The sequence below is a fragment of the Paracoccus thiocyanatus genome (assembly GCF_900156255.1).
In the GTDB taxonomy this organism is placed as follows: Bacteria; Pseudomonadota; Alphaproteobacteria; order Rhodobacterales; family Rhodobacteraceae; genus Paracoccus; species Paracoccus thiocyanatus.
Genome location: NZ_FTMK01000018.1, coordinates 12,875 through 24,651, shown reverse-complemented (window position 1 = coordinate 24,651; position 11,777 = coordinate 12,875). Strand labels below are relative to the sequence as shown.

General features: G+C 66.1%; 12 protein-coding genes and 1 riboswitch. Of the genes, 5 read left to right on the top strand and 7 right to left on the bottom strand.

Features of this window, described 5'->3' with window-relative positions; all coding sequences use genetic code 11:
- Nucleotides 1-10: 10 nt before the first annotated feature.
- From F3H32_RS12920 to thiD, 4 genes are read right to left on the bottom strand one after another with little or no spacing between them, the layout of a single operon-like run.
- Nucleotides 11-775 carry a thiazole synthase gene (locus F3H32_RS12920; RefSeq protein WP_149766216.1) on the bottom strand — a complete coding sequence of 255 codons (765 nt, stop codon included), beginning with the start codon at nucleotides 773-775 and terminating at the stop codon, nucleotides 11-13.
- A gap of 1 nt (nucleotide 776) precedes the next feature.
- The gene (gene thiS / locus F3H32_RS12915; RefSeq protein ID WP_149766215.1) at nucleotides 777-974 is read right to left on the bottom strand and encodes a sulfur carrier protein ThiS; all 198 of its coding nucleotides are present in this window, start codon (nucleotides 972-974) and stop codon (nucleotides 777-779) included.
- A complete protein-coding gene (locus tag F3H32_RS12910; protein WP_149766214.1) occupies nucleotides 958-1,935 on the bottom strand; it encodes an FAD-dependent oxidoreductase in 978 nt (325 codons plus the stop codon). The genes thiS and F3H32_RS12910 overlap by 17 nt, the downstream gene beginning before the upstream one ends.
- Nucleotides 1,932-2,759 carry a bifunctional hydroxymethylpyrimidine kinase/phosphomethylpyrimidine kinase gene (gene thiD / locus F3H32_RS12905; protein WP_149766213.1) on the bottom strand — a complete coding sequence of 276 codons (828 nt, stop codon included), beginning with the start codon at nucleotides 2,757-2,759 and terminating at the stop codon, nucleotides 1,932-1,934. Before thiD ends, F3H32_RS12910 begins: the two co-directional genes overlap by 4 nt.
- A 66-nt stretch (nucleotides 2,760-2,825) precedes the next feature.
- A riboswitch (TPP riboswitch) is annotated at nucleotides 2,826-2,930 on the bottom strand.
- A 125-nt stretch (nucleotides 2,931-3,055) separates the two neighbouring features.
- Between thiD and F3H32_RS12900 the strand changes: the two genes are divergently transcribed.
- On the top strand, nucleotides 3,056-3,658 hold the full coding sequence (locus tag F3H32_RS12900; RefSeq protein WP_149766212.1) for an HAD family hydrolase: 603 nt from the start codon (nucleotides 3,056-3,058) through the stop codon (nucleotides 3,656-3,658).
- Between the two features lie 72 nt (nucleotides 3,659-3,730).
- The gene (locus F3H32_RS12895) at nucleotides 3,731-4,702 is read left to right on the top strand and encodes a hypothetical protein (RefSeq protein ID WP_149766211.1); all 972 of its coding nucleotides are present in this window, start codon (nucleotides 3,731-3,733) and stop codon (nucleotides 4,700-4,702) included.
- A gap of 56 nt (nucleotides 4,703-4,758) precedes the next feature.
- Here the strand turns inward: F3H32_RS12895 and aroQ are convergent, their stop codons facing one another.
- From aroQ to F3H32_RS12880, 3 genes are read right to left on the bottom strand one after another with little or no spacing between them, the layout of a single operon-like run.
- Complete coding sequence (gene aroQ / locus F3H32_RS12890; RefSeq protein ID WP_149766210.1) at nucleotides 4,759-5,193, bottom strand: type II 3-dehydroquinate dehydratase; 435 nt, start codon at nucleotides 5,191-5,193, stop codon at nucleotides 4,759-4,761.
- Between the two features lie 27 nt (nucleotides 5,194-5,220).
- Nucleotides 5,221-5,922: a response regulator transcription factor gene (locus tag F3H32_RS12885; protein ID WP_149766209.1), complete on the bottom strand. Its 702-nt coding sequence runs from the start codon at nucleotides 5,920-5,922 to the stop codon at nucleotides 5,221-5,223.
- Nucleotides 5,915-7,792 carry a PAS-domain containing protein gene (locus F3H32_RS12880; protein WP_149766208.1) on the bottom strand — a complete coding sequence of 626 codons (1,878 nt, stop codon included), beginning with the start codon at nucleotides 7,790-7,792 and terminating at the stop codon, nucleotides 5,915-5,917. The genes F3H32_RS12885 and F3H32_RS12880 overlap by 8 nt, the downstream gene beginning before the upstream one ends.
- A gap of 112 nt (nucleotides 7,793-7,904) precedes the next feature.
- Here F3H32_RS12880 and F3H32_RS12875 point away from each other — a divergent pair, with 112 nt between their 5' ends.
- Genes F3H32_RS12875 through F3H32_RS12865 form a run of 3 tightly spaced genes read left to right on the top strand, consistent with a single transcriptional unit; the run spans nucleotide 7,905 to nucleotide 11,677 of the window.
- Complete coding sequence (locus tag F3H32_RS12875) at nucleotides 7,905-9,881, top strand: AMP-binding protein (protein WP_115754424.1); 1,977 nt, start codon at nucleotides 7,905-7,907, stop codon at nucleotides 9,879-9,881.
- Nucleotides 9,878-10,687 (top strand): ABC transporter ATP-binding protein, encoded by an 810-nt coding sequence (locus F3H32_RS12870; protein WP_149766207.1) that lies wholly within the window; start codon nucleotides 9,878-9,880, stop codon nucleotides 10,685-10,687. Before F3H32_RS12875 ends, F3H32_RS12870 begins: the two co-directional genes overlap by 4 nt.
- Nucleotides 10,688-10,696: 9 nt before the next feature.
- Entirely contained in the window at nucleotides 10,697-11,677 is a 981-nt protein-coding gene (locus tag F3H32_RS12865) for a branched-chain amino acid ABC transporter permease (protein WP_149766206.1), read from the top strand.
- The last annotated feature ends 100 nt before the right edge of the window (nucleotides 11,678-11,777 follow it).

The window sequence follows — 11,777 nt, the reverse complement described above, 5'->3', positions numbered from 1 at the left end:
CCGTTTCCCTTCATCCCAGCACCGCCATGCCGAACAGCGGTGTCGAAGGCGCGGCCATGTCGCGCGGCTCGATCGCGCCGGCACGACGCGCCAACTGCCCCGCCTCGATCGCCAGGGCCATGGCGCGGGCCATGGCCACCGGGTCGCCGGCCTTGGCGACGGCGGTGTTCAGCAGCACGGCGTCATAGCCCAGCTCCATCGCCTGGGCCGCGTGGCTGGGCAGGCCGATGCCGGCATCCACGACCAGCGGCACGTCGGGGAAATGCGCCCGCAGGCTGCGCAAGCCGTAAGGGTTGTTCAGCCCCCGGCCCGAGCCGATGGGCGCGCCCCACGGCATCAACACCTGGCAGCCCGCGTCCAAGAGCCGGCCGCAGACCGACAGGTCTTCGGTGCAATAGGGAAAGACCTGGAAGCCGTCGTCGGACAGCAGCCGCGCCGCCTCGACCAGGGCGATCACGTCGGGGCACAGCGTGTCGTCGTCGCGGATCACCTCCAGCTTGATCCAGGGCGTCTCGAACAGCTCGCGCGCCATCTGCGCGGTCGTCACCGCCTCGCGCACCGAATGGCAGCCGGCGGTATTGGGCAGGACCGGGACGCCCAGGTCCTTGATGAGGTTATGGAAATCCTGCCCGGCGCCGCCTTCGCGGCGCAGGCTGACGGTGGCGATGCCGGCGCGCGAGGCGCGGAACGCCTGCGCCATGATCGCGGGCGAGGGGTATTGCGCCGTCCCCAGCATCAGCGGGCTTTCGACCGCGGTTCCGTAAAAGACCGGCATCCTAGCCCCCCTGCATCGGCGCCACGACTTCCAGCGCGTCGCCATCCTTGAGCGTGGTTTCCGCCCGCGCCGCGGCCGGCAGGAAGGCGCCGTTCAGCGCCGTCGCCACCTTGGCCGCGCCCAGCCCGGCCTGGACCAGCGCGTCCTGCACGGTCGGGCCGGTCAGGTCGCGCATTTCTCCGTTAAGGGTGATCTTCATCCATGAACTCCGGTTTCCGGCCCTCGACAAGGTAATCGGCGGCCATGCGGGCCACGGCGGGGGCCAGAAGATAGCCGTGGCGGTAAAGGCCGTTTGCGTAAAGCGTGCCGCCGCGCCGACGCAGGCGGGGCAGGTTGTCGGGAAAGGCGGGCCGCGCGTCCGAGCCAAGCTCAAGGATCTCGGCCTCGGCAAAGCCGGGATGCAGCGCATAGGCGGCCGACAGCATCTCGACCGCCGAACGGGCGGTGACGCGATACTTGCCGCCCGTCTCCAGCATGGTGGCGCCGATCATGTAGACGCCATCGCCGCGCGGCACGACATAAAGCGGGATGCGCGGATGCAGCAGGCGGATGGTGCGGGTCAGCGTCACTTCCGGGCAGCGGATCACCAGCATTTCGCCGCGCACCCCGCGCAGGTCGGCCAGTTCGTCCTTGGCCGCCAGGCCGCGCGCATCCACCACCAGGCCGGTGGGCGTCCCCTCGGTTTCGATCTGGATGCCGCGTTCCCCCAGCCGGTCGCGCAGCGCCAGCAGGGCGGCGCGGGGGTTCAGATGCGCCTCGGTCGCGAAATGCAGCCCGCGCGGGAAGCGGCCAGAGAGTTCCGGCTCCAGCGCCGCGATTTCGTCGCCGTTCACCGGCTGATGCGCCTGGGTCAGGCGGGCGAAGCGGTCCAGTTCCGCCCGGTCGCGCGAGGGCGCTAGCACCAGCGTGCCGCGGCGGATGACCTCGGCCCCGTTCGCCTGCCACCAGTCGGCAGCATCCAGGCCCAGGCGCAGCACCGCCGGCTCGGCGCTTTCGGCCTCGCAATAAGGCGCCAGCATGCCGCCGGCGCGCCAACTGCACGCCTGCGATCCGGGCTTGCCGGCCGGGTCGATGATGCGCGGCAGCACGCCGCGGGCCGCCAGTTCGGTGGCGATGCAAAGCCCCATGACCCCGGCGCCCAGGATGGTGATCTGGCTCATGCCTGGCTCCAATATTCGTGGAAGTGATGGACCGGGCCATGGCCCAGCCCGACCGACAATTCGTCGGCGCGGGCGATGGCGGCTTGCAGCCAGCCATGCGCGCGGGTCACGGCATGGGGCACCGTCATGCCCTGCGCCAGCCCCGCCGCGATGGCCGAGGACAGCGAGCAGCCGGTGCCATGGGTGTTGCGGGTGTGCTGGCGCGGGGCGGTCAGGACCAGCGGCTCGGGCCCGATCAGCAGGTCGGTGCAATCGTCGCCCGCGCCATGGCCGCCCTTCATCAGCACATGGGCGGCGCCGAGCGCGCGCAGCGCCTGGCCCTGCGCCTGCATCTTTTCGGGGGTCGCGGCGGGGTCGCGGCCCAGCAGCCGCGCGGCCTCGGGCAAGTTCGGGGTCAGCACGGTCGCCAGCGGGATCAGCCTTTCGCGCAGGGCTGCGACGGCATCGTCGGGCAACAGCGCGCCGCCGGATTTCGCCACCATCACCGGGTCCAGCACCACCGGGACCGGGTTGTCGGCCAACAGCGCGGCCAGCCGGTCGGCGACCACCGTGATCGCATCCACGCCGCCGACCATGCCGATCTTGACCGCGCGCACGTCCAGGTCGCCGAAGACCGCGTCGAGCTGGGCCGCGACCATGGCCGGGCTGACCGCCTCGACCGCGGCGACGGTGCGGGTGTTCTGCGCGGTGATCGCGGTGATGACCGAGGCGCCATAGACGCCCAGCGCCGAGAACGCTTTCAAATCGGCCTGGATGCCGGCGCCGCCGCCGCTGTCCGAGCCGGCAATGGTCAGTGCGATGGGATGGGGCTGCAATCCCGACATGGCCCGCCTTTCTTTCGGCCGGGCATGGTGGCGCGGGGGGATTGCGGGCGGCCAAGGCATTCGGGGCCGCTTCACTCTACCCTTCCCTACGCCGGCATGACCCGGATCAGGTTCGATGGGTCGGTGCCTGGCACCTCTCAGCCCCGTTGCGGGGCTCCCCAAGTGTATGAGTCTTTCGCGGAACCCTAGGCCCTGGCGGTGGACTTGGCAAGGGCCGGGTGCAGGCTGCGGCATTTCGGGCTTTACAGCGCCCGCGGTTCCGGCCGATCTGGGGCCGGCGAAAACGGAAGGGTGCGATGAAAAGCGTGATCTTCGACCTGGGCGGGGTGCTGATCGACTGGGATCCGGCGCTGGCCTTTGCGGATGTGTTCACCAGCCGGGCCAAGGCCGAGGCCTGGTTGGCCCGCATCGACTTTCCCGGCTGGAACCGGATGCAGGACGGCGGGCGCAGCTTTGCCGAGGGGCTGGCCGCCGCCCGCGCCGAACATGGCGACGAGGCGCGGCACCTGGCCGGCTATCTGGCGGCCTTTCCCGTCACCATCGAAAAGACCGTCCCCGGCACCTGGGCCTTGGCCGAGGCGCTGCTGGCCCGCGGGGTGCCGCTATATGCGCTGACCAACTGGGCGGCCGAAACCTGGCCCCATGCGCTTGACGTGCATCCCCGGCTGGGCGGGCTGTTCGCCGACATCCTGGTTTCGGGCCAGGTCGGCGCGCTGAAGCCCGAGCCCGCGATCTATCGCCGGCTGATGGACCGCAACGGGCTGCGGCCCCAGGATTGCATCTTCATCGACGACGTCCTGGCCAATGTCGAGGGCGCCCGCGCGCTGGGCATGGACGGGATTCACTTTACCGGCGCCGAGGCGCTGGGCCGGGAACTGGCGCGGCGCGGGGTGATTTGAGGGGGAGGCTAGTCCGCTTTGCGAGACGGAGCGGACTCTCAAAAAATAAACGAAACTTCGAGGAGGTGATTTTTGAAAATAGACCACAAGAAGGCGTCTATGGCGCTATCTGCCATATGGGTTCTGATCTCTATACCCATATCCGAACACCTTTATCAGCAAGTCCTCGATGGCGGTTTGTTTATGCGAATATTTGCGTTGCTCACCGTGGCGTCCCCAGTGTGGCTACACTACGGTCTGCAATGGTTGACAAATGGAACGACGATACAAAGAAAGTATCTTGTGGGGATCATCGTATTAGGCGGTGGCCTTGCATTTATGTTCGCAGAAAGTCTTTACTGGGATGAACTTGCCTACATCCCCCTCATAACGACCATCTTCTTTGCAGTCCTCAGTCAGGCAAACTGCATCTTTTCAGGGCAAGGTATCGAAGCTCTACGCTCGCCGAAAAAGCGGTTAGATGCCCACATGATAGCACCCGACAAGCTTCAAAAGCTGGAAGCTGTAAGAAGTAAGGCAAGGCCTCTTCTTGACATCACCCATGACCTAGCAACGGAAATTCTGGGCCTGCTTCAATCGCACGGAGCACGCTCCCCAATGCCTGCGGCGATCCACGCCGATGCTGATGCTGTCAAAGCAGCCTATGCCCTAGTGTATGCAGCTTACATGCAGAAGTGTGTCAAGGACCCGGCGCACCCCCACACCGCCATTATGGTCATGTATCAAGCGACCATGTCTCAAAACCTTCTCCCCCTCGTAATTCCTAAAATCCCTAATACCCCACCGCTGAGCCAAAGCGACATGGAGAGCGAAGCTTTCCGTGCCCCAGTTAGGGAAATGATCAAGTTACAAGGGAAGCTTGCGACCGAAGCCCTCGCCAACATAGAGGCCAAAAACCCAAATCCGTTATTGCCGGTCTACCAGAATTTCAAACCTTTTTTTTCGCCTAAAACTACCGACGACGAACTTGCTGCAATGTTTGAAAAGAAGTTCAACGAGATGTTTGCCACCGCAAAAAAAGAAGTCTTCCTCGTCCTACTCTAACGCTCGTCCGACACTCATCATGACCGTCCGCTTCGGGCTCAAACCACCGCCCCACCCTATCCCACCAGTTTCGCCACATGGCGCAGCGCCAGCAGGTAGCCGTTGACCCCGAAACCGGCGATCACCCCCTCGGCGCGCAGGCTGACATAGGAATGGTGACGGAAGCTCTCGCGCTTGTGGACGTTCGAGATGTGCACCTCGATCACCGGCCCGTCAAAGGTGTTCAGCGCGTCCAGGATCGCCACCGAGGTATGGGTAAAGGCGGCCGGGTTGATGACGACGGCCTGGGCCGATCGCCGCGCCTCGTGGATCAGGTCGATGATCGCGCCCTCGTGGTTCGACTGGTGAAAGGCGATCTCCAGCCCCAGTTCGGCCGCCAGCGCCCGGCAGTCGCGTTCCACGTCGGCCAGGGTGGTGCTGCCATAGATCTCGGGCTGGCGCTGGCCCAGCAGGTTCAGGTTCGGGCCGTTCAGGACATAGACGGTGGGCATGGCGTTCTCCGGCAGCGATGGGGCAATCTAGCCCAGTTCGGCCAGGAAGATATAGCCCGCGCCGTAGATCGTCTTGATCAGGCGCGGGTTCCGGGGGTCCTCGCCCAGCTTGGTGCGCAGGCGCGAGATGCGCACGTCCATCGCCCGGTCGAAGCTTTCGCCCGCCGTGCCGCCCAGCGTCTCCAGCATCTGCGCGCGGGAAATCAGCCGGCGCGGATTGTCCAGGAACAGCCGCAGGACCTCGGCCTCGGCATGGCTGATCGGGGTCTCGGCGCCTTCGGGCGAGGTCAGGGAGTAGCGGTCGAAATCCGCCGACCAGCCGGCAAAGCGGACCTGCTGGCGGCCGGGGCCGGCATCGCGCTGGGGCTTGCGCAGCCGGGCGCGGATGCGGGCCACCACCTCGGCCGGCTCGAAGGGCTTGATGATGTAGTCGTCGGCGCCAAGTTCCAGCCCGGTCACGCGGTCCTGCACCTGCGCCCGGCCCGAGATGATGATGATCGCCGCGCCGCTTTCGCTGGCCAGCCGGTGGACCAGCGCCAGCCCGTCGCGGTCGGGCAGGCCCAGGTCGATCAGGCAGGCATCGGGCTGGATGCGGCGCAGCGCCGCCTCGAACTCGGTGGCGCGGGCGAAGCCCTGGGTGCGAAAGCCCGCCTCTTCCAGCGCCGCGGACAGCAGGCGGCGGATTTCGGGTTCGTCGTCGAGAATGGCGATCAGGGGGGCGTCAGTCATCTGTCTCTGCCATGGCCACGGCCAGTTCGGTGTCGCCAAAGGGCTTGGTCAGGACCGGGCAGTCAAGCCCCGATCTGCGCGGATCGCCCGGCGGCAGCGCCGTCATCAGCACCACGGGCAGGCCGCGGCCCCGCAATTCGGCGCCTGATCCGTCGCCCAGTTGCAAGTCCGACAGGATCATGGTCAGGCCGGCCAGATCGGTCAGCCCCCGCGCCTCGGCCAGCGAGCCGGCCTCGATCACCAGATGGCCCTGGGCGGTCAGCATCGCGCGGATATGGGCGCGGATGGCGTCGTCGTCTTCGGCCAGCAGCACCAGATGGGGGCGCGCGGCGCGCAGCGGCAGGCGGATGGTGACTTGCGCCCCGCCCCCCTTGGCATTGCCAAGCCGCAGCGTGCCGCCGGACAGCTTGATCTGGTCATAGACCATCGACAGGCCAAGCCCGGTGCCCTGGCTGCCCTTGGTGGTGAAAAACGGCTCGGTCGCGCGTGCCAGCGCCTCGTCGGAAAAGCCGGGTCCGGTATCGGCGACCGCGATTTCCAGCCAGCGCCCGGCGGGGCGCACGGTGACGCTGATGCGGCCGCGGCCCAGCATGGCGTCGCGGGCGTTCAGGATCAGGTTCAAAAGCGCATCCTGAAGCGCGCCGGGGTCCAGCATCACCCGCGCCGGCAGATCGCCGATGCGGGTGTCCAGCGTGACGCCCGCGCCCAGCGTCGGCCGGGTCATCGCCGCCAGGTCGTCCAGCATGGCGCGCAATTCGACCGGCTGCGGCTGGTGTTCGCGCCCCCCGGTCAGCGCCGAGATACCGTCGAGCAGCCGCACGCCGCGCCGGGCGGCGGCCAGCGTGGCCTGCACGTCCTCGGCCTGTTCGGGGGGCAGGCCGGCGCGGGCCAGCCGGCCCTGAAGCCCCAGGATGATGGTCAGCAGGTTGCCGAAATCATGCGCCAGCCCGGATGTCATCTGCGCCGCCACCGCGCGCTTGGCGGCATGGGTCAGCGCCTCGCGCGCCTGCACCTCGGCGGTGACGTCGGTGGACAGGATATAGACCCCGCGCCCGTTCTGGTCCGGGGTCAGCGCGATGCGGATGCGCCGCCCCGAGGGCGGGTGCGTGATCTCGAACACCTGCGGCTGGCCGGCGATGGCGCGGTCCAGATGCGGCCGGATGCGGCCAAATGTCTCGGCCCCCAGCACGGCTTCGCAGCGGCAGCCGATGACCGAGGCGCGGGCGCCCGGAAACACCATCGAGATCTGGTTGTTCGAAAAGGTATAGCGATAATCGCGATCCATATGCGCGATATGGGCCGGCACCATGGCAGTCACGTGGCGGGTTCGCGCCTCGGATTCGGTCAGAATGCGCTTGGCTTCCTCTAGCGCGGCGTTGGTGGCGGCCAGGGCGCGGTTGGCGGCCGACAGCCGCTCGGCATGGTTCAGCACCAGTTCCGACAGTTCTTCGGACCGGGCGCGCAGCAGTTCTTCCTGCCGCTTGATCTGGGTGATGTCGGTATAGACCGCGATCCAGCCGCCCTGCGACAGGGGCGCCCCCTCGACCGAGATCCAGCGGCCGTCGGCGCGCTTTCGTTCCATGTAATGCGGCTGGAAGGTGCGGGCCTGGTCGACGCGTTCGCGAATCGCGGCCTCGGGGTCGTCCTGGGGGCCGTATTCGCCGCGATGCACCAGGTAGCGGATCGTATCCTGGAATGTGGCGCCGGTGCGGGTCAGTTCATCGGGCAGGCCGAACATCGCCTGATAGGGGCGATTGCAGACCGCCAGCCGCAGCTTGGCGTCGAAGATCGAAATCGCCTGCTGGATCAGGTTCAGCCCCGAGCGGGTCAGCTCGGCGTGGCGGTCGTTGGCCATGTCCGTCCCTGGCATTGCGCAGTCCTTGTAACAATTCGTAGGATTCGGGAAAAACTGACGCAAGGATTGCCGCAGTAAGCTGCGATTGCCAGAGGGAAGAGGAGCCCGGACGGCAAGGGGAGGAACCATGCAGAACGCTCAGGCGGCACAGGCCGGCTTGCAGTCGATTCCGGCGTTGCTGGCGCGCAATGCCGAACGCTTCGGCAATCGGCCCGCCTATCGCGAAAAGGAATTCGGCATCTGGCAAAGCTGGACCTGGGCCGAGGCCGCGGACGAGATCCGCGCTCTGGCGCTGGGCTTTCTGGTGCTGGGACTGAACCGCGGCGACCATGTCGCCATCATCGGCCGCAACCGCCCGGCGCATTACTGGTCCATGGTCGCGGCGCAGATGTGCGGCGCGGTGCCGGTGCCGCTGTATCAGGACGCGGTGGCCGACGAGATGGCCTATGTGCTGGGCCATTGCGGCGCGCGATTCGTCGTCTGCGGCGACCAGGAACAGGTGGACAAGGTGCTGGAGGTGGGCGACCGCGCCCCTTCGGTGCAGCACCTTGTTTACACCGACAAGCGCGGGATGCGGAAATACGACCATTCCCGCATGAACGCGCTGGCCCATCTTCAGGCCGAGGGCCGCGCCGCCGAGCAGCGGCTGGGCGATGAGCTGGACGCGCGCATCGCGGCGCTGGGCTATGACGACACCTGCGTCATGCTGTATACCTCGGGCACCACCGGCAAGCCCAAGGGCGTGGTGCTGTCCAATCGCAACATCATCGAAACGGGAAAGAACACCGCCGGCTTCGATCACCTGACCGCCGCGGAAGAGGTCCTGGCCTATCTGCCGATGGCCTGGGTCGGGGACTTCATCTTTTCGATCGGGCAGGCCTATTGGGCCGGATTCACCGTGAACTGCCCCGAAGGCGCGCATACGATGATGACCGACCTGCGCGAAATCGGTCCGACCTATTTCTTCGCCCCGCCCCGCGTGTTCGAAGGGCAGCTGACCTCGGTGATGATCCGCATGGAGGATGCCGGCCGCGTCAAGCGCTGGCTGTTTCGGCATTACATGGACCTGGCCCGCCGCATCGGCCCGGCGCTGCTGGACGGCCAGCCGGTGAATATGCTGGACCGGCTGCGCTACGGCCTGGGCAGCCTGCTGGTCTATGGCCCGCTGAAAAATACCTTGGGCTATTCCCGCATCCGCGTCGGCTACACGGCGGGCGAGGCGATCGGCCCCGAAATCTTTGATTTCTACCGGTCGCTGGGCATCAACCTGAAACAGCTTTACGGCCAGACCGAGGCCAGCGTCTTCATCACCCAGCAGCCGGACGGGCAGGTGCGCTCGGACACGGTGGGCGTGCCCTCTCCGGGGGTCGAGCTGCGGATCGCCGAGAATGGCGAGGTCTTCTATCGCTCGCCCGGCACTTTCGTGGAATATTTCAACAATCCCGACAGCACGGCATCGACCAAGGACGCCGAAGGCTGGGTGGCGACCGGGGATGCCGGTTTCTTTGAACAGGAAACCGGCCATCTGCGCATCATCGACCGCGCAAAGGATGTGGGCCGCATGGCCGATGGCCGGATGTTCGCGCCGAAATATGTCGAGAACAGGCTGAAATTCTATCCCAACATCCTGGAGGCGGTGGTCTTCGGCGCCGGCCGCGACATGTGCACCGCCTTCATCAACATCGACCTGACCGCGGTCGGCAACTGGGCCGAGCGCAACAATATCGCCTATGCCAGCTACCAGGAACTGGCCGGCCATCCGCAGGTCTATGCCACGATCAAGCAGCATGTCGAGGCGGTGAACGAATCCGTGGCCGCCGACCCGATGCTGTCGGGCTGCCAGATCAGCCGCTTCCTGGTGCTGCACAAGGAACTGGATCCCGACGATGGCGAGATGACCCGCACCCGCAAGGTGCGCCGCAACATCATCGCCGAGAAATATGCCGACCTGATCGAGGCGCTTTATGACGGCCGCGATGCGGTCAGCACCCGCACCGAAGTGACCTATGAGGACGGCCGCAAGGGCGAGATCCGCGCCACGCTGACGATCCAGGACGCCCGGACCTTCCAGTCGCAGACCATGCAAAAGGTGGCCGCGGAATGACACAGGCGACAATCACCCCCGACGGCCGCCAAGCCGGCCCCGTCCTGATGGACCTTCGCAACATCACCCTGCGCTTCGGCGGCGTGACGGCGATCAAGGATATCAGCTTCGACATCCGCGAGGGCGAGATCCGCGCCATCATCGGCCCGAACGGCGCCGGCAAGTCCTCGATGCTGAACGTGATCTCGGGCTTCTACGTCCCGCAAGAGGGCGAGATCTGGTTCAAGGGCTATCGCCGCGGCCCGATGAAACCCTATGAGGTGGCGCGGCTGGGCATCGCCCGCACCTTCCAGAACATCGCGCTGTTCGACGGCATGTCGGTCCTGGACAACATCATGACCGGGCGGCTGAACCTGATGAAGGCGCGGATCTGGAGCCAGGCGCTGTGGTGGGGAGGCGCCGAGCGCGAAGAGATCGAGAACCGCGAGCAGGTGGAAAAGATCATCGACTTCCTGGAAATCCAGAACATCCGCAAGACCCCGGTGGGCCGGCTGCCTTACGGGTTGAAAAAGCGCGTCGAACTGGCCCGCGCGCTGGCAGCCGAACCCAGGATCCTGCTGCTCGACGAACCCATGGCCGGCATGAACGTCGAGGAGAAAGAGGACATGTGCCGCTTCATCCTGGACGTGAACGACGAATTCGGCACCACCATCGCGCTGATCGAACATGACATGGGCGTGGTCATGGATCTGTCGGACCGGGTGGTGGTGATGGATTACGGCCGCAAGATCGGCGACGGCACCCCCGACGAGGTGCGCAGCAATCCCGAGGTCATCAGCGCCTATCTGGGCGTGGAACACGCATAGGGGGCGGGAATGGAGTTTCTTTACGCAAGCGAGATCCTGCTGAACGGCCTGATGGCGGGGGTGATGTATGCGCTGGTCGCCCTGGGCTTCGTGCTGATCTACAAGGCGTCGGGCGTCTTCAACTATGCCCAGGGGGTGATGGCGCTCTTTGCTGCCATGACGCTGGTCGGCATCATGGAGGGCCGGGTGCCCTTCGCCCATCTGATCAACGCGGCCTTCGGCGTGCATGTCAGCAGCTTTGGCTGGACCGTGCCGGGGCTGCTGGCCATCCTGCTTACCGCGCTGGTCATGGTGGGGCTCGCCATCGTCATCGAAAAGCTGGTGCTGAAGCACCTTGTCGGGCAGGAACCGATCATCCTGTTCATGGCCACCATCGGCCTGGCCTGGTTCCTGGAGGGGCTGGGCGACGTGATGTGGGGCGCCGATGTCAAGATGCTGGATGTCGGCCTGCCGCAGGGCATTTCCGAAACGGTCGAGACGGCGACGAATAACTGGCTGGGCTATGGCTTCTTCATCGACCGGCTGGACATCTGGGCGACGGTGATCGCGGCGGCGCTGGTCGCGGCGCTGGTCGGTTTCTCGCAATATACCAAGCAGGGCCGGGCGATGCGCGCCGTGGCCGACGACCACCAGGCGGCGCTTTCGGTGGGCATCAGCCTGCGCTTCATCTGGATCATGGTATGGTCGATCGCCGGCTTCGTGGCGCTGGTCGCCGGCATCATGTGGGGCACCAAGTCCGGGGTGCAGTTCAGCCTGTCGCTGATCGCACTCAAGGCGCTGCCGGTGCTGATGCTGGGCGGCTTCACCTCGATCCCCGGCGCCATCGTCGGCGGGCTGATCATCGGCATGGGCGAGAAGCTTTTCGAATATTTCATCGGACCCATGGTCGGCGGCGCGACCGAGAACTGGTTCGCCTATGTGCTGGCGCTGATCTTCCTCGTCTTCCGGCCCCAGGGCCTGTTTGGCGAGCGCATCATCGAGCGGGTCTGAGGATGAAAAGATTCTATGCCTCCGGCGGGGATATTTGGACACGAAAGAAGCGCGGCGTCCCGCATTCTTCCGTGGGGAAATATCCCGCGGGGGCGTGGGG

Coding starts and splice junctions, on each gene's coding strand:
- F3H32_RS12920 (WP_149766216.1), bottom strand. CDS start 775: ATGCCGGTCTTTTACGGAACCGCGGTCGAAAGCCCGCTGATGCTGGGG.
- thiS (WP_149766215.1), bottom strand. CDS start 974: ATGAAGATCACCCTTAACGGAGAAATGCGCGACCTGACCGGCCCGACC.
- F3H32_RS12910 (WP_149766214.1), bottom strand. CDS start 1,935: ATGAGCCAGATCACCATCCTGGGCGCCGGGGTCATGGGGCTTTGCATC.
- thiD (WP_149766213.1), bottom strand. CDS start 2,759: ATGTCGGGATTGCAGCCCCATCCCATCGCACTGACCATTGCCGGCTCG.
- F3H32_RS12900 (WP_149766212.1), top strand. CDS start 3,056: ATGAAAAGCGTGATCTTCGACCTGGGCGGGGTGCTGATCGACTGGGAT.
- aroQ (WP_149766210.1), bottom strand. CDS start 5,193: ATGCCCACCGTCTATGTCCTGAACGGCCCGAACCTGAACCTGCTGGGC.
- F3H32_RS12885 (WP_149766209.1), bottom strand. CDS start 5,922: ATGACTGACGCCCCCCTGATCGCCATTCTCGACGACGAACCCGAAATC.
- F3H32_RS12880 (WP_149766208.1), bottom strand. CDS start 7,792: ATGCCAGGGACGGACATGGCCAACGACCGCCACGCCGAGCTGACCCGC.
- F3H32_RS12875 (WP_115754424.1), top strand. CDS start 7,905: ATGCAGAACGCTCAGGCGGCACAGGCCGGCTTGCAGTCGATTCCGGCG.
- F3H32_RS12870 (WP_149766207.1), top strand. CDS start 9,878: ATGACACAGGCGACAATCACCCCCGACGGCCGCCAAGCCGGCCCCGTC.
- F3H32_RS12865 (WP_149766206.1), top strand. CDS start 10,697: ATGGAGTTTCTTTACGCAAGCGAGATCCTGCTGAACGGCCTGATGGCG.